The 25,757-nt window shown below is 61.4% G+C and carries 26 protein-coding genes; 12 read left to right on the top strand and 14 right to left on the bottom strand.

All coding sequences use genetic code 11. The annotated features are described in order from the left end of the window. Positions 1 to 22: 22 nt before the first annotated feature. Together sucD and sucC are read right to left on the bottom strand one after the other, a co-directional pair. Positions 23 to 895 (bottom strand): succinate--CoA ligase subunit alpha, encoded by an 873-nt coding sequence (gene sucD, locus F1542_RS00160; RefSeq protein WP_193731234.1) that lies wholly within the window; start codon positions 893 to 895, stop codon positions 23 to 25. Between the two features lie 4 nt (positions 896 to 899). Continuing rightward, positions 900 to 2,099, bottom strand: coding sequence for an ADP-forming succinate--CoA ligase subunit beta (gene sucC / locus F1542_RS00165; protein ID WP_193731235.1), 1,200 nt, complete (start codon positions 2,097 to 2,099; stop codon positions 900 to 902). Positions 2,100 to 2,283: 184 nt separating this feature from the next. Between sucC and F1542_RS00170 the strand changes: the two genes are divergently transcribed. From F1542_RS00170 to mltG, 10 genes are all read left to right on the top strand, one after another. Beyond that, positions 2,284 to 3,105 carry an acyl-ACP desaturase gene (locus F1542_RS00170; protein ID WP_193731236.1) on the top strand — a complete coding sequence of 274 codons (822 nt, stop codon included), beginning with the start codon at positions 2,284 to 2,286 and terminating at the stop codon, positions 3,103 to 3,105. Positions 3,106 to 3,158: 53 nt separating this feature from the next. Beyond that, the gene (locus F1542_RS00175; protein ID WP_193731237.1) at positions 3,159 to 3,776 is read left to right on the top strand and encodes a Dabb family protein; all 618 of its coding nucleotides are present in this window, start codon (positions 3,159 to 3,161) and stop codon (positions 3,774 to 3,776) included. Positions 3,777 to 3,811: 35 nt separating this feature from the next. Continuing rightward, positions 3,812 to 4,570, top strand: coding sequence for a glycine betaine ABC transporter substrate-binding protein (locus tag F1542_RS00180; RefSeq protein WP_193731238.1), 759 nt, complete (start codon positions 3,812 to 3,814; stop codon positions 4,568 to 4,570). Positions 4,571 to 4,580: 10 nt separating this feature from the next. Beyond that, positions 4,581 to 5,855 (top strand): bifunctional 2-polyprenyl-6-hydroxyphenol methylase/3-demethylubiquinol 3-O-methyltransferase UbiG, encoded by a 1,275-nt coding sequence (locus tag F1542_RS00185; RefSeq protein ID WP_193731239.1) that lies wholly within the window; start codon positions 4,581 to 4,583, stop codon positions 5,853 to 5,855. Positions 5,856 to 5,857: 2 nt separating this feature from the next. Further along, complete coding sequence (locus F1542_RS00190) at positions 5,858 to 6,397, top strand: YdcF family protein (RefSeq protein WP_193731240.1); 540 nt, start codon at positions 5,858 to 5,860, stop codon at positions 6,395 to 6,397. A gap of 57 nt (positions 6,398 to 6,454) precedes the next feature. Then, positions 6,455 to 7,441 (top strand): ACP S-malonyltransferase, encoded by a 987-nt coding sequence (fabD, locus tag F1542_RS00195; RefSeq protein ID WP_193731241.1) that lies wholly within the window; start codon positions 6,455 to 6,457, stop codon positions 7,439 to 7,441. A 76-nt stretch (positions 7,442 to 7,517) separates the two neighbouring features. After that, on the top strand, positions 7,518 to 8,273 hold the full coding sequence (gene fabG, locus F1542_RS00200; RefSeq protein WP_193731254.1) for a 3-oxoacyl-[acyl-carrier-protein] reductase: 756 nt from the start codon (positions 7,518 to 7,520) through the stop codon (positions 8,271 to 8,273). 257 nt (positions 8,274 to 8,530) lie between these two features. Beyond that, entirely contained in the window at positions 8,531 to 8,770 is a 240-nt protein-coding gene (locus tag F1542_RS00205; protein WP_003618476.1) for an acyl carrier protein, read from the top strand. Positions 8,771 to 8,840: 70 nt separating this feature from the next. Next, complete coding sequence (fabF, locus tag F1542_RS00210; protein WP_193731255.1) at positions 8,841 to 10,124, top strand: beta-ketoacyl-ACP synthase II; 1,284 nt, start codon at positions 8,841 to 8,843, stop codon at positions 10,122 to 10,124. A 55-nt stretch (positions 10,125 to 10,179) separates the two neighbouring features. After that, positions 10,180 to 11,178 (top strand): endolytic transglycosylase MltG, encoded by a 999-nt coding sequence (gene mltG, locus F1542_RS00215; protein ID WP_193731242.1) that lies wholly within the window; start codon positions 10,180 to 10,182, stop codon positions 11,176 to 11,178. 29 nt (positions 11,179 to 11,207) lie between these two features. Here the strand turns inward: mltG and F1542_RS00220 are convergent, their stop codons facing one another. The 8 genes from F1542_RS00220 to F1542_RS00255 all read right to left on the bottom strand — a co-directional run bounded on the left by F1542_RS00220 (position 11,208) and on the right by F1542_RS00255 (position 18,305). Beyond that, positions 11,208 to 12,032, bottom strand: coding sequence for a lipid-binding SYLF domain-containing protein (locus F1542_RS00220; RefSeq protein ID WP_193731243.1), 825 nt, complete (start codon positions 12,030 to 12,032; stop codon positions 11,208 to 11,210). Between the two features lie 126 nt (positions 12,033 to 12,158). Beyond that, on the bottom strand, positions 12,159 to 12,947 hold the full coding sequence (locus F1542_RS00225; protein WP_193731244.1) for an inositol monophosphatase family protein: 789 nt from the start codon (positions 12,945 to 12,947) through the stop codon (positions 12,159 to 12,161). 31 nt (positions 12,948 to 12,978) lie between these two features. Further along, a complete protein-coding gene (locus F1542_RS00230) occupies positions 12,979 to 13,398 on the bottom strand; it encodes an MmcB family DNA repair protein (protein WP_346011730.1) in 420 nt (139 codons plus the stop codon). 99 nt (positions 13,399 to 13,497) lie between these two features. Next, a complete protein-coding gene (locus F1542_RS00235; protein ID WP_193731245.1) occupies positions 13,498 to 14,265 on the bottom strand; it encodes a nucleotidyltransferase family protein in 768 nt (255 codons plus the stop codon). 8 nt (positions 14,266 to 14,273) lie between these two features. Next, on the bottom strand, positions 14,274 to 15,056 hold the full coding sequence (locus tag F1542_RS00240; RefSeq protein WP_193731246.1) for a sterol desaturase family protein: 783 nt from the start codon (positions 15,054 to 15,056) through the stop codon (positions 14,274 to 14,276). Then, positions 15,053 to 16,162: an LptF/LptG family permease gene (locus F1542_RS00245; protein WP_193731247.1), complete on the bottom strand. Its 1,110-nt coding sequence runs from the start codon at positions 16,160 to 16,162 to the stop codon at positions 15,053 to 15,055. The genes F1542_RS00240 and F1542_RS00245 overlap by 4 nt, the downstream gene beginning before the upstream one ends. Then, positions 16,159 to 17,337, bottom strand: a complete 1,179-nt coding sequence (locus F1542_RS00250) for an LptF/LptG family permease (protein WP_193731256.1) — start codon at positions 17,335 to 17,337, stop codon at positions 16,159 to 16,161. Before F1542_RS00250 ends, F1542_RS00245 begins: the two co-directional genes overlap by 4 nt. A gap of 50 nt (positions 17,338 to 17,387) precedes the next feature. Continuing rightward, a complete protein-coding gene (locus tag F1542_RS00255) occupies positions 17,388 to 18,305 on the bottom strand; it encodes a metallophosphoesterase (RefSeq protein WP_193731248.1) in 918 nt (305 codons plus the stop codon). A gap of 159 nt (positions 18,306 to 18,464) precedes the next feature. Between F1542_RS00255 and F1542_RS00260 the strand changes: the two genes are divergently transcribed. Both F1542_RS00260 and F1542_RS00265 read left to right on the top strand, forming a co-directional pair. Further along, entirely contained in the window at positions 18,465 to 19,445 is a 981-nt protein-coding gene (locus F1542_RS00260; protein ID WP_193731249.1) for an acylglycerol kinase family protein, read from the top strand. Positions 19,446 to 19,457: 12 nt separating this feature from the next. Then, positions 19,458 to 20,426, top strand: a complete 969-nt coding sequence (locus F1542_RS00265) for a hypothetical protein (RefSeq protein WP_408886204.1) — start codon at positions 19,458 to 19,460, stop codon at positions 20,424 to 20,426. Here the strand turns inward: F1542_RS00265 and spt are convergent. From spt to F1542_RS00285, 4 genes are all read right to left on the bottom strand, one after another. Then, positions 20,410 to 21,612 (bottom strand): serine palmitoyltransferase, encoded by a 1,203-nt coding sequence (spt, locus tag F1542_RS00270; protein WP_193731251.1) that lies wholly within the window; start codon positions 21,610 to 21,612, stop codon positions 20,410 to 20,412. The two genes, F1542_RS00265 and spt, sit on opposite strands and share 17 nt — an antisense overlap. Positions 21,613 to 21,618: 6 nt before the next feature. After that, entirely contained in the window at positions 21,619 to 21,870 is a 252-nt protein-coding gene (locus F1542_RS00275; protein ID WP_007400085.1) for an acyl carrier protein, read from the bottom strand. A gap of 200 nt (positions 21,871 to 22,070) precedes the next feature. Beyond that, positions 22,071 to 23,810 (bottom strand): fatty acyl-AMP ligase, encoded by a 1,740-nt coding sequence (locus tag F1542_RS00280; protein ID WP_193731252.1) that lies wholly within the window; start codon positions 23,808 to 23,810, stop codon positions 22,071 to 22,073. Between the two features lie 53 nt (positions 23,811 to 23,863). Continuing rightward, positions 23,864 to 24,997, bottom strand: a complete 1,134-nt coding sequence (locus F1542_RS00285; RefSeq protein ID WP_193731253.1) for a sensor domain-containing protein — start codon at positions 24,995 to 24,997, stop codon at positions 23,864 to 23,866. Between the last annotated feature and the right edge of the window lie 760 nt (positions 24,998 to 25,757).

Raw genomic sequence — 25,757 nt, forward strand, 5'->3', positions numbered from 1 at the left:
GGGCCATCGCCGGAAGCAGGGATCAGCCCAGCACGCGGGCCAGTGTCGTGCCCAGTTCGGCCGGGCTGGGGGCGACATGGATGCCCGCTTCGCGCAGCGCCTCGATCTTGGCGCTGGCGGTCTCGTGCCCGCCGGTAATCACCGCGCCGGCATGGCCCATGCGGCGCCCCGGCGGCGCTGTTGCGCCTGCGATGAAGCCCACTACCGGCTTGCGCGTGCCGCTGGCGCGGATCAGTTCGGCGCCATCGATTTCGGAGGTGCCTCCAATTTCACCGATCATGACGATGGAATGCGTGTCCGGGTCGGCGATCATGCGTTCAAGCACATCGGTAAAGTCCATGCCCTTGACCGGATCGCCGCCAATGCCGACGCAGGTGCTCTGTCCCTGTCCGATGGCCGATGTCTGGGCCACCGCTTCATAGGTCAGGGTGCCCGAGCGCGAGACGATGCCCACATGGCCACGGCGGTGGATCGGGCCGGGCATGATGCCGATCTTGCATTCATCAGGCGTGATGATGCCGGGACAGTTCGGGCCGATCAGCAGGCTGTCGGAGCGTTCAAGGGCGGCACGCACGCGCACCATGTCCTGCACCGGGATGCCTTCGGTGATGCACACGATCAGCGGGATGCCGGCGGCGATGGCTTCAAGGATCGCATCCGCAGCACCCGCGGGCGGCACGTAGATGACCGAGGCATCGGCCCCCGTGGCTTCACGCGCCTGTAGGACGGTATCGAATACCGGCAGGCCAAGGTGCAGGCTGCCGCCCTTGCCCGGTGTGACGCCGCCGACCATGCGGGTGCCGTAGGCAATGGCCTGTTCGGTGTGGAAGGTGCCCTGCGCGCCGGTAAAGCCCTGCGTGATCACCTTGGTGGACTGGTTGACAAGAATGGACATTCACTCAGGCTCCCGCATTACGGACGGCGGATACGATCTTGCGGGCGGCGTCGCCCAGATCATCGGCGGGGATGATCGTCAGGCCGGATTCAGCCAGCAGCGCCTTGCCGCGTTCGACATTCGTGCCTGCAAGGCGCACGACCAGCGGCACGCTCAGCCCGGTTTCGTGCGACGCGGCGATGATGGCCTCCGCGATCACGTCGCAGCGCATGATGCCACCGAAGATGTTGACCAGGATGCCGCGCACCTTGGGATCACCGATCAGGATGCGGAAGGCGGCCGCCACCCGTTCCTTGGATGCGCCACCACCGACATCAAGGAAGTTGGCAGGCTCCTCACCTTCCATCTTGATGATGTCCATCGTCGCCATCGCCAGGCCCGCGCCGTTGACCATGCAGCCGATGTTGCCGTCCAGACCGACATAGGCCAGCCCGTATTCGGCGGCTTCGCGCTCACGCGGGTCTTCTTCGTGCACGTCACGCAGCTTTGCCAGTTCGGGATGGCGGAACAGCGCGTTTTCATCAAACGACATCTTGGCGTCCAGCGCCAGCAGGTCGCCCGACCCGGTCACGACCAGCGGGTTGATTTCCACGATCGCGGCATCCAGGCCGGTAAAGGCGTTGTAGGCGGAACGCACGACGTTCTGGAACGCTCTGATCTCGCGCCCCGTCAGGCCAAGGCGTACGGCAAGGTCGCGTGACTGGTAATCACACAGCCCCTTTGCCGGGTCGATATATTCCTTGAGGATGCGTTCAGGCGTGCGGGCCGCCACCTCCTCGATTTCCATACCGCCGTCGGGGGATGCCACAATGACGATCTGGCCCGTGCCGCGATCGACCAGCATGGAACAATACAGCTCACGCGCAATGTCGCAGCCGGATTCGACATATAGCGTGCGCACAAGGCGCCCCATGGGGCCGGTCTGCTTCGTGACCAGCACTTCACCCAGCATGGCGCCTGCTGCATTGCTGACTTCGTCCGTGCTGCGGGCCAGGCGCACGCCGCCCCTGCCTTCGGGCTTCCCCGCGAAATGCCCGGCGCCGCGCCCACCCGCGTGGATCTGTGCCTTGACCACCGTGACCGGCGCGTTCAGGGCACGGGCGGCATCAACGGCTTCCGCGGCGGTGGTGGCGGCACGTCCTTCAGGCACGGGCATGCCGTAGGAGCGCAGAAGCGCCTTTGCCTGATATTCGTGAATATTCATTTGGCGACCCAATCTGTCGTTCTTATTGGCGGTGTCGGGCTACGCCCCTAGCACGATATGGCCCCGGAATGACAGGGGTGGGATGGATGCGGGATTGGCGTAAACATGAAACATGTGTCATGTCGTCTCCAGCAGTGGCACGCGCGGCGCGCCGTCATGGAGAAAATGCAGAAGACAGGTAGCGATGAAACACTGGCGCATTGAACAGATGGACTGGGACCGTTTCGATCCGCGACGTGTGGACCCTGACATTGTCCCGTTGGTCAAGGCTGCATCGGTCGTTGAACGCAACGGCCTGGATTATGCCTGTTACCTGAAGAATGTTTTCGCCGATGATCCTGATTTCAGCAAGGCGGCGGACAACTGGGCGCAGGAGGAGGTGCAGCATGGCGACGCCCTGGGCCGGTGGGCCATGCTGGCGGACCCGTCATGGGATTATATGGCGGCGTTCGATCGGTACCGGCGGTCCTACCGGCTGGACCTGGATGTGGATGCCTCCATCCGCGGGTCGCGCACGGGGGAACTGATCGCGCGCTGCATGGTGGAAACGGGTACCTCCTCATTCTATACCGCACTGGCGGACGCCACGGACGAACCTGTGCTCAAGGCGATATGTCGGCAGGTCGCGGCGGATGAATACCGCCATTTCAAGCTGTTCTATGACCATATGCACCGCTATCTGAAGCGTGAGCACCTGGGGGTATGGCAGCGCACGCGCATCGCCCTGGGGCGGGTGACGGAAAGCGAGGATGACGAACTGGCCTCCGCCTTCCATTCCACCAATGAACCCAGCACCGTGCCCTATGATCACCGGCGCTGCATCGCGGCCTACATGTCGCGCGCGCTGCGCTTTTACCAGCCCCGGCATGCCATGCGGGTGACGGGCATGATCCTCAAGACAATCGGGTGGACACCACACGGGCGGCTGCATGCGCTGATCGCGCGGGGGGTGTATCACCTCCTCATGATGCGGCAGCGCAAATTCGCGCGTGTCATGGCGGCCTGACCGGCATCCACCCACAGACAGGAATGAAGACAGACAGAATGAAGGCTCGGGACATGAAGACGCGGTATCTTGCCCTTGTGGCGGCAGGCTGCCTTGCGCTGGCGGGCGTGGCGCGGGCGGATGCGCCCGCCACCCCCGTCACGGCAGGGACGGATACCCCGCCCGAAGCCCAGATCAGCGATGCCGCCCATGCCGAACGGCTGATCGCATCACAGGTCGGGCTGGTGAATTTCACCTCCCCCGGTTTCCACCGGGGCATGGTGCGGCATATCGTCATGTTCCGATTCCTGCCCGTCATTACCGATGAGCAGCGCGCGGAGGTCGTCCGCCGCTTCATGGCGCTGCGCCAGATCTCCCGGCGCAATGATGGCAGCCCTGTCATCGCCTCCATCGAGACGGGGGCGCAGATGAGTGGCGAAGGACTGGACGAGGGGCTGCAGCAGGCCTTCATCATCACGTTCCGTTCCGAAGGGGACCGCAATTACTATGTCGGCCGTCCCGTCGTGACCGACCCGGCCTATTTCGATCCCGCGCATGAAGCCTTCAAGAAATTCGCGGCACCCTTCATCATCAGCACCCTGGTGTTCGATTATGCCGTGCCTTCCGCGCACCCCCAGCACAAGGCCCCGGTCCAGACCGGCCGCCTGCGTGTTCCCCAGCAGCAGGGCTGACAGGCCGGATAAGCCCCACCAAGGAGTAAGATTACATGACAACCGTGACCCTGGGTCATCTGGACAACACCCTGCAGCAGGCATCGGCGGCGGCAGTGGCGCGCGTTCTGGAAGCCTATGAACTTGAAATCGAATATGTCGTGGCCGCCCGTGCCGAAATGGTGGAACACATGCGCCGTGGCGATGTGGACCTGTTTGTGTCCGCATGGTTGCCGGATGTGGATGCCGCCTTCCTGGCCCCCGACCTGGGCATGGAGGCGTTTGGCCAGCTGTACCGCCCGGCCTTTGGCTGGTGCGTGCCCGAAGCGGCGGCGACCGGCATTACGTCAGTAGCCCAGCTGGCGGGTGAGGGCTGCCCCGTCGGCCGTGAGATCGTGACACCGGACTCCATCATTGACCGCGTGCGCCAGGTTGTCGCGGCCTACAACCTGACGGAAGCAGGCTACACGATTGCCAGCCGTCCCGATGCGCAGGCATATGATCACGCGGCCCATGTCCTTGCCGGTGGCCTGCCCGAAATCATCCCGACATGGCAGCCGTCCTTCCTGCATTACGGGCAGCGCCTGGTACAGCTGGATGACCCGAAGGGTGCATTCGGGACTGAACAGGACGCGCGTATCCTGCTGCGTTCCGCCATGCGCGCGGACATGGACCAGGATCTGCTGGATGAACTTGACGAACTGACGCTGGGCAACAAGGTGGTCAGCGCGCTGGACCACGCCATGCGCTTTGATGGCATGAGTGCTGACGAAGCGGCCGAGGCATGGCAGCGCGGCAAGCTGCTGCCGCGCTGAGGCCCCTGTCATGAGCCAGCATGAAACTGACGCCCCGCCCGCCCATGATGCACGTGATGCGGGACTTCAGGCCCAGTACGAGCAGTATCCCTATCCCGCCCGCGACCCGCGTGAGGAAAAGGGCCGCCTGCTGATCGGCAGCCCCAGCCACCTGCGCGAAATCGATTACTGGGTCTTCGGGGCCACCCGGCCGCAATCGCTGCCGTTGCGGGTGCTGGTGGCCGGGTGTGGCACGGGCGATGGCGCGATCATGCTGGCCACCCACATGGCGCGCGCGGGACGGGCGGGGGAAGTGCTGTGCCTTGACCGTTCCCCCGTGGCGCTGGAAACGGCGCGGGCGCGGGCACAGGTGCGTGGTCTGGAAAACATGCGCTTCGTGCGTGGTGACCTGACCGATCTTGCTACGGTCGCGTCCGGCCCGTTCGACTATATCGACTGCTGTGGCGTGCTGCATCATCTGCCAGACCCCGATGCGGGGCTTGCGGCGCTGGAGGGCGTGCTGGCCCCCGGCGGGGGGATGGGCCTCATGGTCTATGCCCCCTATGGGCGCACGGGCGTTTACATGCTGCAGGACGCGCTGGAGCGGCTGGCCCCGGTGGCGGATGCACCAAAACAGCGGCTGGACGTGGCCCGCCGGGTCATGCGGCACCTGCCCGCTACGGCGTGGCTGCGGCAGAATGGCAATTTTGGCGATCACCTGACCGGTGGCGACGCGGGGCTGTATGACCTGCTGCTCAACCCGCGTGACCGGGCGTATGACATCACCGCCTTCCATGGGCTGCTGGACCGTGCGGGGCTGGGTGCCGCGTGCCTGATGGAACCGGCGCGTTACGATCCCGCCCTGCTGCTGCCCGACCCGCGCCTGCGCGAACGGATCGCGGCCCTGCCCGAACGCGCGCGGCAGGCCGTGGCGGAAGACGTGGCGGGCAACATGGCTACCCATGTCGCCTATGTGCGCCGGACCAGCGAACCTGTGGACCGAGCCGACCCCATGGCGGCGGATGCCGTGCCCATCATGCGTGAAATCCCCGGAATCGAGCTTGCCCGCATGATCGGTGGCGATGACCGGCTGCCCTTCGCCTTTGGCACGTTGCAGGTCGCGATTGCCGTGCCGCCGCAGACGCGCGGCATCCTGCCCCTGATCGACGGGGAACGCACGGTGGGTGAAATCGGCGCGATCATGGAAACGCGCGGCCTGTCCGCCAGCCGGTTTGCAAAGGTCTGGGAACAGGTCTTCACCACGCTGGAATCGCTGAACCGGGTGCTGCTGCGCGCGCCGCGCTGATCATGGCGGGACAGGCGTGGGGGGACGGCCTGCCGGTCGTCATATTCGGCGCGAAACTTAAACCTGACGGCACGCCCACGCGCACGCTGCGCCTGCGTGTGGCTGCGGCGCATGCTTTTGGCATGCGCCGGGGGGCTGTGGTGTATGTGCCCACCGGCGGCCCCTCGTTGCCATCCGGGCTGCGGGAAGCGGATGTCATGACCGATATGCTGCGTGCCAGAGGCGTCCCGTCCGATGCCATCATGGTGGAGGGTACGGCACCGGATACGCTCGCCTCCGTCATCCGGTGCACGGGGCTGTTGCGGCGACGGGGGTATGCGGGGCCGGTTGCGGTGGCCAGCAGTGCCTACCACCTGCCGCGCTGCCTGCTGCTCATGCGCATGATGGGCTGGCGGGTGGTGCGCGTGCCCCCGCCAGATGCGCCCGCCGCGCAGCGGTTGGGCCGGCGCTGGTTCTGGCGCCTGCGTGAAGGGGCGGCGCTGCCATGGGACGCGCTGCTGCTGGCATGGTACCGCCTGCGCGCAGGGCGGGATGGTGATTGACACTGCCTGCCGCAACCCGCATCACGCGGTTGAACCGAAAAAACAACATGAGTGTGGATGGAAGTCATGCCTGTGCAAGCCTTTGTTTTCCCCGGTCAGGGAAGTCAGTCTGTTGGAATGGGACGCGATCTGGCCGAGGCATTCGCCCCTGCGCGGGAAGTGTTCCAGGAAGTGGATGACGCACTGGACCAGCACCTCTCGCAGCTCATGTTTGAAGGCCCGATGGAGGACCTGACCCGCACCGACAATGCCCAGCCCGCGTTGATGGCGGTCTCGCTGGCCGTGCTGCGCGTGCTGGAGCGTGAAGGGGGCGTGGATCTGAAGCGTGACGTGGCGCTGGTGGCCGGGCATTCGCTGGGTGAATATTCGGCCCTTGCGGCGGCTGGCGCGCTGGGTGTCGCCCAGACGGCCCGCCTGCTGCGCCTGCGTGGCAACGCCATGCAGCGGGCCGTGCCGCCGGGTATGGGCGGCATGGCGGCCCTGATTGGCGTGGGCATGGACATGGAACGCGCCGCCAGCCTGTGCGCGGAAGCCGCGACCTTTACCGACAAGGCGGGCAGGACCCACACGCAGGTGCTGGAAGTCGCCAACGACAATGGCGGCGGGCAGGTGGTCGTGGCGGGCGAGACGGCGGCAATTGACCGTGTGATCGCACTTGCCAAGGCGCAGGGCGTCAAGCGGGCGCTCAAGCTGCCGGTTTCCGCCCCGTTCCATTGTTCGATGATGGCCCCTGCAGCCGAGGAAATGCGCGCAGCCCTTGCCGATACGGACATCAAGGCCCCGGTCGTGCCGGTGGTGGCCAATGTCACGGCGGCCAAGGTTACCGATCCGGCCACGATCCGTGACCTGCTGGTGCGCCAGGTGACCGGCACAGTGCGCTGGCGTGAAAGCGTGGACGCCATGGTGGGCATGGGCATCGACAGTTTTGTCGAAATCGGCTCGGGCAAGGTTCTGGCGGGGCTGGTGAAGCGCATCAATGGCGATGTGGCCACCCGTTCGGTCGGAACCCCGGCCGATATCGAGGCCTATCTGGCCGCGCGCTGAAAAAAATGCGTCTGTCCCACGGCTTTGGTCGTGGGATCATGTTGAGTTGATGGATACCGAAGGGAACGGACAGGTCATGTTCAGGCTGGACGGAAAGGTTGCTCTGGTTACCGGGGCATCGGGTGGAATCGGGCGCGAGATCGCGCGTGCGCTGCATGCGCAGGGTGCGGTCGTGGTGCTGTCGGGCACCCGGCAGGCGGTGCTGGAGGACGTGGCGGCGTCCATCGGCGCGGAAGGTGGCGCGGAGCGGCTGCATGTCTGCGCCGCCGACCTGTCGGATGCGGCGGCGGCTGACGCGCTGGTCGCCAGTGCCGAGGAAAAGGCCGGTGCGCCACTCGCCATCCTGGTCAATAACGCCGGGCTGACACGTGACACGCTTGCGATTCGGATGAAGGACGAGGACTGGAGCCGCGTGCTGGACGTTGATCTGGCCGCCCCCTTCCGCCTGTGTCGCGCAGCCCTGAAGGGCATGCTGCGCCGCAGGGCGGGGCGGATTGTCAACATTGCCTCCGTCGTGGGGGTGACGGGCAATGCGGGGCAGGCGAATTATGCCGCAGCCAAGGCCGGCATGATCGGCATGGGCAAGTCGCTGGCGCAGGAAGCGGGCAGCCGGGGCGTGACCGTCAACACCGTGGCCCCGGGCTTCGTGCAGACCGCCATGACCGATGTCCTGCCGGATGCGCAGAAAGAAAAGCTGGTCGGATCCATTCCCCTCGGCCGCATGGGCCAGCCCGCTGACATCGCCCCGGCCGTGGTATACCTTGCTTCAGACGAGGCCGGGTGGATCACCGGGGCCACGATCCATGTCAATGGCGGCATGGCGATGGTCTGACAGATGTGATATTTTGCTGGACAGCAGGCCGGAAGTGACAAAAAAGATAGTCCTGACGGTCGCGCTGTCCCCTTAATTGCGGGGTGAGCAGACAGGAAATGCATTCGCCGCCTTGGCGATTGCATCAAAACCGTGCTAATCGCCCGCAGCTTCGTCCGAAGCGGGCTGGTGTGAAACACTGGTTTGCAGGGACGTTACAGGACGAACACGTTTCGAACCGCCCGTTTCTTTCAGGGGCAGACAGGAAGCAGAGACAGATGAGCGAAATCGCCGATAAGGTTAAGAAGATCGTAGTCGAGCACCTTGGTGTGGACGAAAGCAAGGTCACCCCCGACGCCTCCTTCATCGATGATCTGGGCGCCGACAGCCTGGACACGGTTGAACTGGTCATGGCGTTCGAGGAAGCTTTCAGCGTCGAGATCCCCGAAGACGCAGCCGAGAAGATCACGACCGTGAAGGACGCGATCGACTACATCGAAAAGCAGAAAGCTGCCTGATCGGTCTGTTTCCGATCATATTTACACGAATTCAGTCAGGTATCGTTACTTTCAGGAGCAGGACGGGTTGATGCAGTCTACCGGATTAACGTCTGGACAACGGCGCGTTGTCGTAACCGGTATGGGCATTGTCAGCCCACTGGGACTGGGTGTGGAGCGTAACTGGTCACGTCTTGTGGCCGGGGAAAATGGCTTTGGCCGCATTTCTTCGTTCGACGCGTCCGACCTGCCGGCACAGGTTGCGGGTGAAGTGCCCGCGGGGCCGACGGAAAGTGGCGGCCTGACCCTTTCGGACTGGATACCCGTCAAGGACCAGAAAAAGATGGATCGCTTCATCCATCTTGGTCTTGTGGCGGCGACCGAGGCGGTCGAGGATTCGGGCTGGAAGCCGGAATCGGAAGAAGACCGCTGCCGTACCGGTGTCATGATCGGTGCGGGTATCGGTGGCCTCCAGACCATTTACGAGGCATCGGTGACGGTGAAGGAAGGACGGGCCCGTCGCCTGTCGCCCTTCTTCATCCCGTCCGCCCTGATCAATCTGGTCTCGGGGCATGTCTCGATCAAATACGGATTCAAGGGACCGAACCATTCGGTTGTCACGGCCTGCGCTACCGGCGTGCATGCCATTGGCGACGCCGCCCGCATGATCATGCTGGGTGATGCGGACGTCATGGTTGCCGGTGGGGCCGAAGCCGCCGTGTGCCCGCTGGGCATCGCGGGGTTCTGTTCCGCCAAGGCCCTGTCCACCCATTTCAATGATACCCCCGAAAAGGCATCCCGCCCATGGGACCGTGACCGCGACGGTTTCGTGATGGGTGAAGGCGCCGGTATCGTGGTGCTGGAAGAATACGAACACGCCAAGGCGCGTGGGGCCAAGATCTATGCCGAGGTCATCGGTTACGGCATGTCTGGCGATGCGCACCACATCACCGCACCCGCCGCAGGGCATGAAGGTGCCTTCCGCGCCATGCAGAACGCCATGCGCAGCGCGGGCCTGACCCCTGCTGACATCCAGTATGTCAATGCCCATGGCACATCCACCATGGCCGATGATCTGGAACTGGATGCGGTTGAACGTCTGTTCGGTGATGACGCGCGCAAGCTGGCCATGTCCTCCACCAAATCCGCCACCGGCCACCTGTTGGGGGCTGCGGGCGCGGTGGAAGCGATCTATTCCATCCTGGCCATTCGCGATAACGTGGCGCCGCCTACGCTCAATCTGGACAACCCGTCGCGTGAAAGCGTGATCGACCGGATTGCGCATACGGCACAGGAACGCAAGATCGATACGATCCTGTCCAACAGTTTCGGGTTTGGCGGGACCAATGCCAGCGTGATCCTGCGCGGCGTGTGAGACCGGGGCGCCTGCGGGCGCCCTTTTCATTTCAGGAACAGGGTAAGGAGAGGGCGTGCGCAGGGTTCTGGCTGCACTTGGACTGGTTTTTCTGTTGCTGGTCCTGTCTGCTCTGGGTACCGCCTTCATGGGGATGCGGCATTACGAAGCCCCCGGCCCCCTGACTGAACAGCGCACGGTTGTGATCCCGCATGGTGGCACGGAACAGGTGCTGCTGACATTGCAGCAGGCAGGCGTGGTGGATACCGGCCTGCTGACACGCAAGGTGTATGAGACCGCAACCGCCCTGACCCGTGTGGATGGGGCCTTTCATGCTGCCGAACTGGTTTTTCCCGCCCATGCTTCCATACAGCAGGTGCTGTTCGTGCTGCGGCATGGCAAACCGGTGGTGCATAAACTGACGGTGCCCGAAGGCCTGTCCGCCATCCAGATTGCCAATCTGCTTGAACACGCGTCCTATATGGATGGCAGTTTTCCATTCCCGGCCGAGGGATCGGTCATGCCGCTGACCTATGATTACGAATGGGGCATGCCGCGCGCGCAGATGCTGACCCGCATGCAGCGCGCCATGGATCGCGCGCTGGATCAGGCATGGGAAGGGCGGGAAGTGGATGCCGCCATCATGAACCGTCATGACCTGCTGGTGCTGGCATCCATGATCGAGCGGGAAACGGGAAATCCGGCTGAACGGCCAATCGTGGCGCGCGTGTTCCTGAACCGCCTGCATCAGGGCATGCGGCTACAGTCCGATCCGACTGTGGTCTATGGCCTTAATCAGGGCGCGGGACCTTTGGGTCATGCCTTGTCCCATGCCGACCTCATGCAGCCGACGGCCTATAATACATATGTGATTGCAGGGCTTCCGCCAGAACCGATCTGTTCACCAGGCGCTGCGGCACTGGAGGCTGCGGCCCATCCGGCACAGGGAAACCAGCTATATTTCGTGGCGAACGGACATGGTGGCCACGACTTTGCGACAACCCTGGGGGATCATAACCGCAACGTATCCGCGTTCCGGGCGGGGAAGCATGCACAGGCGGCCTCCTCCAGATAGGGGGAGGCCGACCGTGTATGGTATCGTGATTACTGCGGCGGCAGGCTCTGGCTGCTGACCGACCCGGACGGCGCGGTGGCAACCGGCTGCTGTGTTGTGGTGGTGTCCGTATTCGTGGTGCTGGTTTTGCCGGTCTTGTCCGGACGGGCCTGTGCTGCAGTCAGGACCTCGCTCAGGGCGGAGCGCAGCGGGTCCGCACCTGAATTGTTGACCCGCATGGAAACCACGATGTCTTCCGGTCCCACGATCTGGTTGTAATAGGCCCGGTTGGCGGCGCTGTTCACCCGCATCTTGGACCCGCCCAGCGCCGCACCCGCGAACAGGCCCTTGGATTTCTGCACGCCGCGGATGGACGTGTTGTGTTCGCCCGCCGTGCCGGTTTCCAGTCCCGACCCGGAGGAGGCAAAGGACGTGCCGACATCCGCGCTCAGCTTCATCTGGCTGTCCAGCAGCGACTGCACGCCATCATCGGTCATGACAAACAGCATGACCTCGACATCCTGCATGCCAAGCTGAAGGCCGAAATTGGCCGAAGACATGCGGTAGAACGCAGGGTCCGACCACGACCCATGGGCATCACGGGTCAGAAAGACACAGCCGCCGCCGCCGCCGCCAAAAGCGATCGACATGCGAAAGACGGATGGACAGACAATGACCCCACGGGATTCAGCAAGGTAACGGGTCACCTTGCTGCCTGCGGTCGCGGTGGAAAACATGTCACGAACGGTCAGGGTGGCGCGGTCCACCAGATTCTGTTCTTCTTCCATGCTGGCAGCCATGGCCGCGTGTAGCGGCATCATCAGGGCCAGGGCGGCAAATGATGTCCTGATGAGATGAAACGTGTGCAAACCCATGCTCCCTTTCCGATTCGTAACGGCAGATCCACCAAAACGGCCCGTGCCTTGGAGTGGTCCGTTTTCATGGCTGAATCATGGTCCATAAGGCAAGACCATGTGGCATGATACAGCCATATATTGCGGTTATTTAAGGGAGACGCCAACCGCGTCCGACAGCGTATCGGCAATGCCGGGGGCTGCGGCAAGGATGCAGATGCCACCTGTCAGCCCACCATCGCGCAGGAAGGGGGATACACGCGCCCCGGCTTCATCCAGCAGGACAAGGGCTGCTGCCACATCCCACAGGTTGATGCAGATTTCCAGATAGCCGTCCTGGCGGCCACAGGCGACTTCCGCAAGCGCAATGGCGCCGGACCCGCCGGAACGCGGCATGGCGCCAAGGTTCAGGATCGCGTCGATCTTCTGCTGGAATACGCCAGCGGGCACGCGGTTGCTCCATCCCATCTCGATGAGGGAGGATGCGGTATCGGTTACGGGGGATGCATGGATGCGCTGGCCATTGAGGAATGCGCCATGCCCACGCACCGCAGTATAGGTTTCACCCAGTGCGGGCGCTTCGATAATGCCGGCGACAGGTGTGTCGCCATCCATTAGGCCAAGCGAGATGCACCAGCGGTTGCGGCCGCGGGCATAGTTGGATGTACCGTCAATCGGGTCCACCACCCAGCGCAGGCTGCCGGTGCGGGTGCGGCCTTCTTCTTCCCCCTGAAAACCATCCTCGGGGAACAGTGTGCCGATTCGTTCGGAAATGAAGGCTTCCACCGCGCCATCGGTTTCCGTCAGCCAGTCCTGCGCGCTTTTCAGCGTACCCTTGGGGCCACCGGGGGCGGGGCGCATTTTCATGGCCATGGCGGCTGCATCACGCACAACCGAACGGGCGGCTTCAAAACGGGTCAGAATGGCCTGTGTCATCGGGTAACCTTCTTTTCAGGGTCAGAAAATCTCATTCCACACGTAGCGCCGTTTTCACCGCGTGTTCCACCTGTGGCATTTCCATCCTGCCTAACCGTTCGGCGGCCTGCATGGCAAACTGAAGTGTCAGCTGCCGTCGCCGCGCCGGGGGCAGTGGGGCATTGGGGGAAGAGCGCAGGATCGCGCAGTCAATACAGGTCGCAGTCCCTTCTGCTCCCTGACCCGTCGCGGCCAAGATCAGGCCGGTGGTATCGGGCAGGACAGCCTGTGGAAAATCCTGATTGACGGCAAAATACATCTGGTCGCACCATGGTAGGTATTCCTGCCATTTCTGGTCGGCGCGAAAATCGGGCAGGCCGGACTTGATCTCGATACAGATGAAATGCCCCTTGGGCGTAAGCGCCATGATATCCGCGCGCCTGCGGCCCGGCAGGGTGAATTCATGCAGCACCGCTCACCCATGCAGCCTGCATATCTGGCTTGCGCCAGTACGGATGGCGGACTGGATCTGTGGCGCAGCCGAGCGGGACATGGGGGCGGATAAGAACGATCAGGTCGCAGATGCCGCGGATAGCAGGCGGGTCACCAGTTCAAGGTCCGCAGGCTTGTCCACATCCACGGCGGCGCGTCCGTCCGGCAGGGGGATCATGGCCACCCGTGCGTGGGACAGGTGCCCGATGCGACGGCAGACATCCGCGCGCGTCAGGCGCCGCAGGATGAAACGCAGCAGGATCCCCGGCCCAAGAATGCGTGCCATCCTGAACGGGTGTTTGCGCTCGGCTTCCAGTTTCTGCCACAGCCGGATCACGCCATAGGCGGCGGGCGTGCGGAACAGGAACATGTTGCAGCCCGAAAACGCGCCATCCGCCAGCCGGATCATGGTGCGCTTCGTGCCCGGAACATCACGCAGTATATCGGGTTCCATCGCGATACCGGCCGCGACATCACATCCGCTGTCCTGCGCGCCCTGAACGAAAGCGCGGACCCAGCCAGGTTCCAGCAGGGCATGGTCGGCAGTGGTGACCAGCAGGGGCGTGCCCAGCGTGTCCAGCGCCCGCATGACACTGGCGCTGGGACCGGCGGCCGGGGGAATGAAGGTGACATTATCGGGCACGATGCCCGCAAGGATGTCAGGCCGTTCGATGCAGATGGCGATCCTGCCAATGCCTTCGACTGCCTGCAGTGCGGTGATGACCCGGCTGATCATCGGGGTGCCACAGACCGGCAGGATGGCCTTGTGCGAAATACCCGCCGCCTGCGCCATCGGGTCGGGGCGCCCGGGCCGGCTGCCCGCCAGGATCAGAACGTTCAGCCCCATCTGTGCGTTCACGCCGCGTTACGGGTGGTGTTCGCACCATCGGGCCGGTCACGGGGGGGGGAGCCGGTTTCCTCCATCACCCACGGATACTGCTTGGCCTCGTTCACGTCGTAACCGAGGTTGAACACGGTCGGGCTGCGCGGGCAGCCGCGGGCATCAACGTAATAGCTACGGAACAGGCGGTCGGCCACGAAGCTGGTGATGCCGTAATTGCCGTTTTCATTATGGAAATGGTGCAGCACGTGGCGCTGCTTCATACGCTGGATCCAGCCCATGCGCGGCTTGTAGTTCAGGTGCTGGATGCAGTGGAAGAATTCATAGATGCACGTGATGGTCAGGCCCGCACCGAAAGCCGCCGCGGCCCCGGCTATGTTGCCAATGGCATAACCGATGGGAATGGTGACGATGGCAATGGTCGGGATGGTGTTGAGCGGGGAGCCGAATAGCACATCCAGCAGGTGGGGGTCCTGATGGTGGTCGAAATGGATGCGTTTCCACAGCGTCGCACTCCATTTCATGCGATAGAGAAAACGTCCGTGCAGGATGAAACGATGAATGCAGTACCATACCAGCGGATAGACCAGAATGACGGATGCAATGCTGATCGCCACCGGCGCCAGGGATGTGAAATTATAGACCATCAACGCGTAGCTGACCAACGCCAGGGCAAAATACAGCAAGATGGTGGGATAGGTCAGATAGGCAATCCAGAGCTGGGATAGGTTCATCTTGCCCAGGTCAAAGCTGCGACCTGTTCTGATGGAACTGTTTTTGAGGGTATTCGTAATCATCGCTCTTCGATCCTCAATAGCACGGTGATGACGCCGAGGATGAAAATAAGGATCCCGACGAATATCGCCATAAGCGAGGGCAATGTTCCCGCATTTCCCAGTGCGCGCAATAGCCCCTGGAATACGATAAATAGCAGGCCCGCGCCCAGACACCAGATTGGCAGCCAGCTGCGCGTTCCGGCCCGCGGTGGGATATAGACCACCGGCACGGCCAGTAACAGCATTACCGTGAATGTCACGGGTAACATGATACGTCCCAGTATTTCCGTCAGGAAAAAGGACGGAGACTGGCTGGAAGGCAGCACGCCGCGCTGTTCATCCAGCATCGTATTGATGGACTGTGTAAAGCTGACCGTCAACTGAATGATATATCCCGGCGTCAGTGACGCGGGCCAGTTCAGTCTTACGCTCTGGCCAGGGGGGGTATCGAGCAGGTCCACGCGTGTGGGGTTGATGACGCTGAGGACATGCGTCGGCGTGCCATACCAGTGGCCATGGATGTAATGGACATCCTCCAGGGTCGTGATTTTCTGCAGCAGGCTGCGCTGGTCGCGGTGATAGACGGTCACATCGTTCATCATCGTGCCGCCACCGCCCAGGTACGTGATGTTTATCAGGTCGTTATCCGCCCGGATCCAGTAGTTGTGCCTGTGTGTCATCGCGTGTCGCGAGGTGGTGTTCCACCATTGGGCCAGTGCCTGCTCGGTGCGGGGGGTAATCTGGTCATCCACGATTCCGCACAGCAGCCCCAGTGCGATGGTGGCGGGCAGCAGCAGCTTGATCAGTCCGGGCGTGGACAGCCCGGCCGCGCGCATGATCGAGATTTCGTTCGATGTCGTCAGTTGCTGCAGGGTCAGCAGCGTGCCGATCAGCACCGCGATGGGCATGGCGTTGCCCAGCAGCAGCGGCAGGTGCAGCACGGCATAATACAGAACCCCGCTCAGGCCCAGCTTGCGGTGCATGATTTCCGTCACCTGCTCCAGCAGCGCCAGGATCTCCATGAGCGCAACCACGATGGCGGTGGTCGTGAACACCTTGGACAGCAGTTCGCGTGACAGGTAACCCAGCAGGACCGTGCCATTGGCCAGGCGTAACCGCAGTTTCATGTCCCGGTTTCCACAGCACGGCGGGGCAGGCCGTCGGCAGACAGTTCGCGTGGTGCAATGGCAGGCCCACGGGTCAGGAGAATACGGATCCCGCCCGCCTGATGGATCAGTGTGCCGATACAGATCACGGCGAAGACGAGGGTCGGCAGCCAGATGACCAGTAGCGGGGACATATGCATGTTTGCGACAAAGCTCATCCCCATCTGCAGCGTATGGTCAAAACCGACCAGTGTGATCGCGGCGATGGCCAGACCGGGATTGCCCTTCTGCCGCTTGCGCACGCCCGCCAGCGCGCAGGCAAGGATGGGGATGAACGGAATGGCCGCCGTGCGGGCCAGACGGAAATGCAGTTCGGCAATCATGTAGGAATGGCTGATGGACGGGTTGCCATGTCGTATACCGTAATACAGTTCCGGGACCGTCAGTTCGCGTTCGGTCTCTCCTCGGCCGTTATAGGCTTCATCATCCAGCTTGCCATTGCTTGAGATCATGCGGGTGGTGCGGGTGAACCCCGTAACGGAGGGCTGCTTGTCGCCGCTATCGGTCACGATGGTGCCATCTATCAGGTCAAGGCGTATCTTGGAGCCATCGGCGGGATTGTAGATATATCCCTTCTGTGCGGAAATGTAGCGTGTATGCGCCTTGTCCGACTGGTCGCGTATGAAGACGTGCCACAGGCGGGACCCGGCATGATCGACCGTTTCCGCCGTAAGCACGATGTTGTCCGATATCGCGAACATCTTTGATTGCAGATGCGGCGTCCATCCCGCGTGGCTGGCGAAATAGAAGGCCGAACGGTAATCATAACGCGCATAGGGCTGGATGAACCCGTAAAGCGAGAATGCCAGCAGCCCGAATACCGCGCCCGTCAGGACAAAGGGCTGGCAGATACGGAAGATCGAGACCCCGCTTGCGGTCAGTGCGTCGATTTCGTGGTTGGCGCTCATGCGCCGGATGACGGTGAACACGCTGACGCACATGGCCGCGGGCAGCGCCAGACCCAGGTAATGGGGGACCAGGTCGCTGAGCAGCGCGACAAAGGTCTTCATGGAACTGCCATTGGCCGCCAGCATGTCGAACAGCACCAGCAGCCGCTCCAGCAGCAGGGCGGCCATGACCACACCCAGCGCAATGGAAAACGGCGGCACAACCTGACGCAGCAGGTAGCGGTCCATTGTGCTGAGAGCGAGTTTCCCCAGTATTCGGTGCGGCAAGGACATGCGACTCATGCAGGCGTGCTTACACTGGAAAAACACCCTGATGGAGAGGAAAGGTCAAAAATAGTTTCCTGACTGGCGCCTGTCGTTGCATCCGCCATGAAAAAATGACGCGTGACACCCAGCCTGTAACCTGTGTCATGCGGTGTGACCGTAATATGATTCCACCCGGCGGCACGCAACGGATCACATGACCGTGCGGAAGCTGACGCAATGCCCACGACCGGCACGGGGGCTGCGGGACCGGGAAGGGAAGACAGGGTCGAGGTATGGATATGCCCGTGCAGGACCATCTCGGCACCCTCCTGTGCGATGCAGGTTGTAAAATCCTGTATATCCGTCAGTGCTTTACGACGTATTGCCAGGCCGGGGACAGGGGGATGATGGATCATGACAATGCGACACAGTCCCTGACGCGCGGTTTCACGCAGGATGTCACGCAGACGCGCAGCCTGTCGTGCGCCGACCGTTCCGGTCGCCATGAACCATGGTGTCGGTACGGCCGAACTGACGCCAATCAGCGCCACATTGCCTACCCTGCGAACAAAGGGAAAGGGCAACGTCCCCATCCATGGCTGCCATAATCCCACGGTCTGATGCCATCTGTCATGCACAAGGGTGTCATGATTCCCCGGTATGACTGTACAGGGTGCGGGCATCTGCTCCAGCCAGCGCAGGGCCTGCCTGCATTCCCCCGGCAGGCCCATGTTGGTCAGATCCCCGGTAACGGCAATCATGTCGACCCCACTTGCCGCGATATCCGTCATGACATGGGACAGGATTTCGGGACGGTGCAGGAAACGGCGGCGGCCTTTCCACGAAAAATAGCTGAACATGCGCTTGTTCAGCCGTTCGCCAAGGCGTGGGGGCACCATTTCGGTAGGCAAGTGAGGGTCCGACAGATGCGCGATGGTGATCGTGTTCAAGCTGACCTCTTTTGTTGCCTCATGCCGTCCGGTAACGGTCGGGACATGTGTTATGGCTGCCCGCGCGGGAGGGCGCTCCGTCTTTTCGTGCCTTGCAATAGAAGGCAGATGGTTGCTTATGGCCTGTAAGTCAAATTTCAGACAGGGATGGAATAATCAGTGACCGGACGTTTTGCGCTTGTTTACAACCCGCGCAGCCGGCGGAACATGGGGGACACGAGTGCATACGCCCAGACAGCCCGGACTCTGCTGGGAGAAAACTTCGTTGATCCGGCTGACCGTTCCCGTCTGGATGCCAATATTGCGGAATTCGCATCCCGCGGCACGGACTGTATCGTCATAGATGGGGGCGATGGCACCGTCAGCGATGTGCTGACCGCCGTCCACCGGCATTATGCCCCCGACAGGCTGCCTGCGCTCGCCATCCTGCCGTCCGGCAATACCAACCTGATTGCGGGGGATGTCGGTTTCGGGCTGCGTGGCCTCAGGGCGCTGGAGCACCTGCAGCGGCTTGATGCGTCAGGTCAGTTACGACGTAACGTGCGCAGGCGCTGCGGTCTGGTGGTGGAATGGCCCGAACCCGATGGCCCACCACCGGTGGTGGGCATGTTTCACGGGGCGGCGGCGTTTACACGCGGTATCGAACTGGCCCACCAGCCCGCAATCCTGAATAATTATTCGCATGAAATGGCTGTGGTCGTCTCCTTCCTGTCGTCGGTAGCACATCTGTTCTCGCGGCGTTCCCGGCAGGACTGGATGCGCGGGGAACAGATGGGCATGAAGGCGGGAAAGACCATCAAGCGACAGGGCAACTGCTTCCTGTTCCTGTCCACGACGCTCCAGCATCTGCCCCATGGCATATGGCCGTTCTGGACCGCATGCGGGGTGCGTGATGATGTCATCAATTTCCTGCATGTGGCGGGACAGCCTTCCCGCCTTGCCGCCGCGGCATGGGCGCTGCTGCGGGGGCGGCATCCGGCCTGGCTGCAGCATAACCCGGATTATTGCAGCGGGTGCGAAGACCGCATCGAAATGACGATGAAATCCGATTTCGTACTGGATGGGGAAGTCATGTCCCCCGGTGCGACAGGCCGGATCGTGCTGTCGGCGACCGCCCCGATCGATTTCATCCACGCGTAAGGAATGGTGAGCATGTCCCCGTCCAGCCCCACAGACCGCACTGCCGCAGCCGGACGGGTCGCCCATCTGCTGGCGCATGATCTGGTCCAGCCTGTCGCCCCCTTTGTTACGCAGTTTGTCACGCACCTGCTTGGCGACACCCGGCCGCTGGGCGTCATTTTCTATGGTTCCGCCCTGCGGGCGCCCGATCCGGATGGGATTCTGGATTTTTACGTGATTGTCGAGCATCTGGAAGACTGGACATCAGGCTACCTGTCACGTGAGGCCAACCGTATCCTACCCCCCAATGTGGAATATCACGAACTTTCCATCGGGGGACGGATCATCCGGGCCAAGGTGGCCATCTTGTCCATAGCGCAGTTCCGGAGAATGACGGGGCGCGCCACGCTGGATACCACGGTCTGGGCACGTTTCTGCCAGCCCGTGCGGCTTGTATGGGTCAGGGAGCCAGAGGCGGCCGATGCCATCCTGGCCTGCATTATCCGTGCGGTGGGGCAGGCAGGGCGCTGGGCTGCAGCCCTGGGTCCGGCGCAGGGTACGGCCGATGACTACTGGCTGGCCCTGTTTGCCCATACGTACGGCGCGGAACTGCGTGTCGAGAACGGGCGCAGGCCGCGTAGCCTGTTACAGGGACAGGAAGCACGATACAGGCATCTACTGCCGGATGTATGGCGGGCAGACGGTCTGCCGTTCCGGTCCGAGGGCGATCAACTGACCCCCCAGCTGACACCTGAACTGCGTCGGACCATGCATGATGGCTGGTGGCTGCGTGGCCGACTGGGGCGCGTGCTGAATGTCAGCCGCCTGTTCAAGGGTGCCTTCACGTTTGAAGGGGGCGCGCGCTATATCGCATGGAAGATCAAGCGGCATTCCGGCATTGAACTGCCGCTGGGACCGTTTTCGGAACGGCATCCGCTGATCTGCCTGCCGTATCTGCTGTGGAAATTACGGCAGGCAGGCTTTTTCAGGCGGCGCGGTTGATACCCATCTCCCCCGCCACAACGGCGAAGATTTCCACGGCCCGGTCTATCTGTTCCGGCGTATGGGTCGCCATGACGGAGGTGCGCAGCAGCGGGTGCTGGTCGGGCGTTGCAGGCGGCAGGCTGAGGTTGACGTAAACCCCAAGGTCCAGCAGCCGGTTCCAGAACGCCACGGCAACCGCCACATCATCCAGAATGACGGACACAACAGGACTGGCCTGCGGGCCTGTGCGCAGGCCAGCCGCCTGCAGCCCGGCATGAAGCCTGCGCGCATTGTCCATCAACCGCACGCGCAGTTCCGGCCGGTTTTCCAGTTCGGTCAGTGCGGCCATGGTCGCGGCAATAACTTCTGGCGGCAGGGATGCGGTGAACATATACGGACGCGAACACAGCCGGATCAGGTCCAGACCGGCATGGTTGGATACACAATAGCCACCAACCGTGCCAAGGCTTTTGGAGAAGGTGCCGACGACAAAATCGACATCATCTTCCACGCCGTCCGCTTCCGCCACGCCACGGCCATGTTCGCCCATTACACCAACGGAATGCGCTTCATCCGCCAGCAGCCATGCACCGGTTTCCCGCTTGACGGCGGCGAATTCCTTCATGGGAACGACGTCACCCATCATGGAATAGATGCCTTCGACCACGACCAGTTTCGCGCCGGGCGTACCCTCAAGGCGACGCAGGCGTTTATGCAGGTCATCGGCGTCGTTGTGACGGAAGCGGATGACCTGCGCATGGCCAAGGCGGCTGCCGTCATAGATGCTGGCATGGCTGTCCGCATCAAGCAGCAGGTAGTCGTCCTTGCCTGCTAATGCGGAAATCGTGCCCAGATTGGCCTGATACCCGGTGGAAAACACCATGCAATGCCGACGACGGAAGAAGGCACACAGCCGTTCCTCCAACTGGCGATGCAGGCCCTGCGTGCCATTGGCGATGCGCGATCCGGTCGTGCCGACACCATAGGCCTTGGCCGCTTCCACCGCCGCTTCGATCGCGGCCGGAGACTGGCTCAGCCCAAGGTAGTTGTTGGTGCCGAACAGAAGCGTCTCACGCCCTTCGATCAGCCCGACCGTTGAGGAAATGGGCTTTTCGATCACGACGTTGAACGGGTTGCGCCCGCCACCGGCCGTTACAGCCGACAGGGCGGACGCAAGGCCTTCGTATTTCGAGAAAATCGACATGGTGTATCAGGATGCCTGCTTGAGAGAGACGATACAGGCAGCCAGATCATCAATGGTGCGGATATCAGCCAGCCGGTCAAGCGGCACGGAAACGTCGAGTGTATCCTCGATTTCCATGACAAAATTCATGACGGCCAGTGAATCAAAGGCCAGATCTTCAACGATCTTGCTGCTGCCATTGATATCACGGGGAACCTTGGGGTTCGCCAGCAGCGTCTTCACGATCAGCGCGGAGACGCTCGCTACCGTTTCACTCATTCCTACATCCTTATGGCATGTCCTGCCCGCTTTCTTACCGGCAGGGGATCAGCATGAATGGCCTGCCCCACGATCCATGACCGGGGGTGGGGACTGCAATCGGTCCCCTGATCGGAAGTCTTATGATCGAAAAACAGGTTTTTGGCCAGTCCTGCTTTACATTCTTGCCCGAAAGGGCGGGACCCTGCGGCCCCGGTCCCTCAGACTACGGAAACAGACGATGTTTCCAGCGGCTGGAACGCACCCGACAGCAGCATGGCTTTTGCACGGGCGCGTGTCAGCTTGCCCGATGATGTCTGCGGCAGGGTATGGGGGGGAACCAGAATGATGGAAACATCCACCCCATGCTGCCGGCGAAACAGGCTGGCCGTTTCGGTTTTCAGGGTTTCACGTGCTTCGGGGGAGGACGCACGGCACTGGACCAGCGCCACGATCTTCTCGCCCTCGTCCTCATCAACCGAAAAGACGGCAACGTCACGACTGCGCAGGCTGCTGATTTCGGTTTCGGCGGACCATTCCAGATCCTGCGGCCAGATATTGCGACCGTTGATGATGATCAGATCCTTGGCGCGGCCGGTTATGACAACCTGCCCATCCAGCATGTATCCCAGATCGCCGGTATTCAGCCAGCCATTGGCATCAACAACCCGGGCGGTTTCCTGTGGACGGCGGAAATAGCCCTGCATCAGGCTGGGACCACGCACGAATACGGCCCCGACCTGGCGGTCATGCAGCACGTTCCCCTGCGGGTCACGTACTTCGAGTTCATGGCGCGGCAGGACTTCGCCACAGAGGACAAATGTGCGCAGCGCGCGTGTCGGATCATTGGACGGCACGGCTTCGCCACGTGTTTCAAGCGCACGCAGGTCGATCGTATCCGTCCGGATGCCAGATCCCAGCGGCGCGAAGCTTATGGCCAGCGTCGCTTCGGCCATGCCGTAGCTGGCGGTAAACGCACCGCTGTCAAAACCGGCCGAGGCGAAACGCTGGGCGAAATCCTCAAGGATATGATAGCGGATCATGTCGCCGCCGATCCCCGCCACGCGCCATGACGACAGGTCCAGTTCGATCGAGGTGGCACGGCGTGCGCACAGTTCGTAACCAAAGGACGGGCTGTAGGAAATCGTGCCGCGGTTGCGGCTGATCAGGTCCAGCCACACATGGGGACGCCGTGCGAATTCACGGGTGGGCAGCATGTCCACGCTCAGCTGGCATGTCATGGGGGTCAGGAAGAAACCGACCAGCCCCATGTCATGATAGAGCGGAAGCCATGATACGCAGCGATCACCTGTTTCACGGACCTTCAGCCCATTCAGGGCAATGGCGTGTGCATTGGCCATGCCGGAACGCTGGGTCACCGCGATTCCCATGGGAAAGCGCGTGCTGCCGGACGAAAACTGCAGGTAAGACAGATCATCCGGCTGGACAGGGGGCAGGGTCTCGACCGTAATCGGCGTTTCCAGCAGTTCAGACGGCGTGCCGGAGAATTTCAGGTCCAGCCCTGAAGTGATTTCGTCCGTCCATGACGAGATGATGGAGGCAATGACCACCGCGGATGCAGCAGCGCCCTCGATCATGCCGCGCAGCGTGCCCACATACCCTTCGCGCCCGCCAAATGCGACAGGCAGTGGCAGGGGCGCCGGGACAAGGCCAGCATACTGACAGCCAAAGAAGATACGCGCGAAGTCACCGTCACTTTCGGCCACGATGGCCACCCGGTCACCAGGCTTCAGGCCAAGGGACAGCAGGCGCTTCGCCGTCTCGATCGCCTGTTCGCGCAACGTGCTGTAAGGCAGCGTTTCGAGCAGGACGCCCTTGCCGGAGTAGATATTGAAACCGCTCTTGCCCTGGGCGGCATAATCCAGTGCCGCCGGGAACGTCGGGAAATCGCCGTAACGACGAGGCAAACCAGAATCGGAGGGGGTCGGGAGGCTTATCATTTCCGGTAATGTGACTTCCACAGACGTAACTTGAAACGGCGAATGGGCGGTGTTCAACCAATTACCCTCAAAAAGTCAATAATCGATTTCGCGCCTTTGGCCGCCGTGTCTTCCGGCGCCGCAAACCCGAACGTGTCGTTTATATACTCTTTTTGTCGATCAAGGAAATTTGCATGCGTGAGGAATGCCCTGTCAAGGGCCTGGGTCAGTTCATGCACGTTTTCCGTTACCGGCCCCAATGTCCAGTTTGCATAATTCGGGTCATCACGCCACTGTATTGCATGCGCGTTCAGGAACAGGCAGGGGCGTGGTTTTGTAAGGAATTCCGCGACCTGACTGCTGACATCACCCAGATACAGGTCTGATGCCAGTGTATAGGTCATGTCCACGCTCCGGTCGCTGCCCGGATCAATGATCATATGTGGATATGTGGCATAGGGTGCCAGCATATGGCGGCTTTTTACGCGATCTGTATCAAATAACCGGTAATGGGGCGCGAAGATCAGGTTGTATTTTTCCTGTTGGGCAAAATACTCAAGAACAGCTATGCCAAACCGTGGCCACGATGACAGGTTCGGACTGAAATGGGGATTGTAGAGAATGGTCGGACGCGTGTTGGAAAACAGGGGGGCGCTATTGGCATGCAGTCGGCGGACCATGTCGAATTTGGCATATATGCCAGTCATATAATGGCCATCACGCAGGGTATTCGCCGTTTTCAGGCGTTCTTCTATTTTATGGCCCGCCATCAGGATGTAATCGAACTGTCGTGCATCATGGGTAAAGCCGATGGCCCTGTCCCCGGCACCGTGGCGGGTCCAGATCAGACGTGGATGGGACACGCCCATTTTGCGTAAAAAGAGCGATGTACGCTCGGGAACGACAATTGCCTGAAATCTGTTGAAATAATTTCTGTTCAAAAAGAGCACGGCTATTTTGCTTAGGGGAGTCGGTCCATGGCGCCTTATATGATTACGCAGCCATGAAGGCAGGCGTAGAATATCAAAGCTGACCGAGGCGTCCGGATAAAAGCGGGATAGCAGCCGTATGCGGGAATCGCGTTCCGGTGTCAGGCTGGCAATGTGAACCTTAATCCCTGGATAAAGCCGTGCCATTTCCAATGCGATTGGAAGGGAATGAAATTCCTGATGTGGCTGGGCGATATATGGAAACAGGATGTGGGACATTTATGATCGGCCTGAAAATCCCTCGATTGGCCTGAATTACATAACACACGGATTAATCATAAGATTAAATAACAAATACCGTTATCTTACGCTTTCGCAAAACAGCATGTTTTTGAACACGCATTATATGTGTGATTTTTCCATGGTCCCGAATGGTCTGCCAGTCCTCATCGGTGGGCGTGCCATACGTTGCCTTTGGGCTGTCGCCGGGTGAAGGCGGAATGTCCGTGCGGTCGGGATTTTGTGCATGAACAGATCCCTCGTCATATATACCCATATAAGTGATGACAGTTCATTGCAGGAGAGGAGCATTTCCTAACCCGCATGCTTCGCCGTCACATGACCGAGATGGTTGTATTCGTATGGTTGGGCGCGCGTGTCGCCATGTGGCATGATCATATATGAATAATGCCCTGCAGGAACATGGCGAGGTGCCGTCTGCAGCACAGGCAAGCCTCTCCTTTTTTCATATATTTTTCATGTTAATGCAATTTTTTCGGTTCGTTTGGCGAACGGTTTTTGGTTTTAGTGTCTGATTTCCGTGCGTTTCATGTGTTTTCAGGGCGGCGTTGACAGGGTGGGCTAATATCCGTAAAAGCCCCTTCACCGGACGGCGATGCTGCTCCGGCGGGATCTTTGACAAGAGAATAGAGAGAGTATCTGGAAGGGATATGCTGGCGGCGCGGTTGTTGTCTTTAGGGATGATGATTGGCGGTCTGGACTGGGTGAGACTGGTCTAGGTAGCTTGGCGTATCTTTTT

The sequence above is a fragment of the Komagataeibacter sp. FXV3 genome (assembly GCF_015155755.1).
Classification (GTDB): Bacteria; Pseudomonadota; Alphaproteobacteria; order Acetobacterales; family Acetobacteraceae; genus Komagataeibacter.

Excerpts from the sequence above, each read along its gene's own strand:
- sucD (WP_193731234.1), bottom strand. The coding sequence starts at position 895 with ATGTCCATTCTTGTCAACCAGTCCACCAAGGTGATCACGCAGGGCTTT.
- sucC (WP_193731235.1), bottom strand. The coding sequence starts at position 2,099 with ATGAATATTCACGAATATCAGGCAAAGGCGCTTCTGCGCTCCTACGGC.
- F1542_RS00170 (WP_193731236.1), top strand. The coding sequence starts at position 2,284 with ATGAAACACTGGCGCATTGAACAGATGGACTGGGACCGTTTCGATCCG.
- F1542_RS00175 (WP_193731237.1), top strand. The coding sequence starts at position 3,159 with ATGAAGACGCGGTATCTTGCCCTTGTGGCGGCAGGCTGCCTTGCGCTG.
- F1542_RS00180 (WP_193731238.1), top strand. The coding sequence starts at position 3,812 with ATGACAACCGTGACCCTGGGTCATCTGGACAACACCCTGCAGCAGGCA.
- F1542_RS00185 (WP_193731239.1), top strand. The coding sequence starts at position 4,581 with ATGAGCCAGCATGAAACTGACGCCCCGCCCGCCCATGATGCACGTGAT.
- F1542_RS00190 (WP_193731240.1), top strand. The coding sequence starts at position 5,858 with ATGGCGGGACAGGCGTGGGGGGACGGCCTGCCGGTCGTCATATTCGGC.
- fabD (WP_193731241.1), top strand. The coding sequence starts at position 6,455 with ATGGAAGTCATGCCTGTGCAAGCCTTTGTTTTCCCCGGTCAGGGAAGT.
- fabG (WP_193731254.1), top strand. The coding sequence starts at position 7,518 with ATGTTCAGGCTGGACGGAAAGGTTGCTCTGGTTACCGGGGCATCGGGT.
- F1542_RS00205 (WP_003618476.1), top strand. The coding sequence starts at position 8,531 with ATGAGCGAAATCGCCGATAAGGTTAAGAAGATCGTAGTCGAGCACCTT.
- fabF (WP_193731255.1), top strand. The coding sequence starts at position 8,841 with ATGCAGTCTACCGGATTAACGTCTGGACAACGGCGCGTTGTCGTAACC.
- F1542_RS00220 (WP_193731243.1), bottom strand. The coding sequence starts at position 12,032 with ATGGGTTTGCACACGTTTCATCTCATCAGGACATCATTTGCCGCCCTG.
- F1542_RS00225 (WP_193731244.1), bottom strand. The coding sequence starts at position 12,947 with ATGACACAGGCCATTCTGACCCGTTTTGAAGCCGCCCGTTCGGTTGTG.
- F1542_RS00235 (WP_193731245.1), bottom strand. The coding sequence starts at position 14,265 with ATGGGGCTGAACGTTCTGATCCTGGCGGGCAGCCGGCCCGGGCGCCCC.
- F1542_RS00240 (WP_193731246.1), bottom strand. The coding sequence starts at position 15,056 with ATGATTACGAATACCCTCAAAAACAGTTCCATCAGAACAGGTCGCAGC.
- F1542_RS00245 (WP_193731247.1), bottom strand. The coding sequence starts at position 16,162 with ATGAAACTGCGGTTACGCCTGGCCAATGGCACGGTCCTGCTGGGTTAC.
- F1542_RS00250 (WP_193731256.1), bottom strand. The coding sequence starts at position 17,337 with ATGGACCGCTACCTGCTGCGTCAGGTTGTGCCGCCGTTTTCCATTGCG.
- F1542_RS00265 (WP_408886204.1), top strand. The coding sequence starts at position 19,458 with ATGTCCCCGTCCAGCCCCACAGACCGCACTGCCGCAGCCGGACGGGTC.
- spt (WP_193731251.1), bottom strand. The coding sequence starts at position 21,612 with ATGTCGATTTTCTCGAAATACGAAGGCCTTGCGTCCGCCCTGTCGGCT.
- F1542_RS00275 (WP_007400085.1), bottom strand. The coding sequence starts at position 21,870 with ATGAGTGAAACGGTAGCGAGCGTCTCCGCGCTGATCGTGAAGACGCTG.
- F1542_RS00280 (WP_193731252.1), bottom strand. The coding sequence starts at position 23,810 with ATGATAAGCCTCCCGACCCCCTCCGATTCTGGTTTGCCTCGTCGTTAC.
- F1542_RS00285 (WP_193731253.1), bottom strand. The coding sequence starts at position 24,997 with ATGTCCCACATCCTGTTTCCATATATCGCCCAGCCACATCAGGAATTT.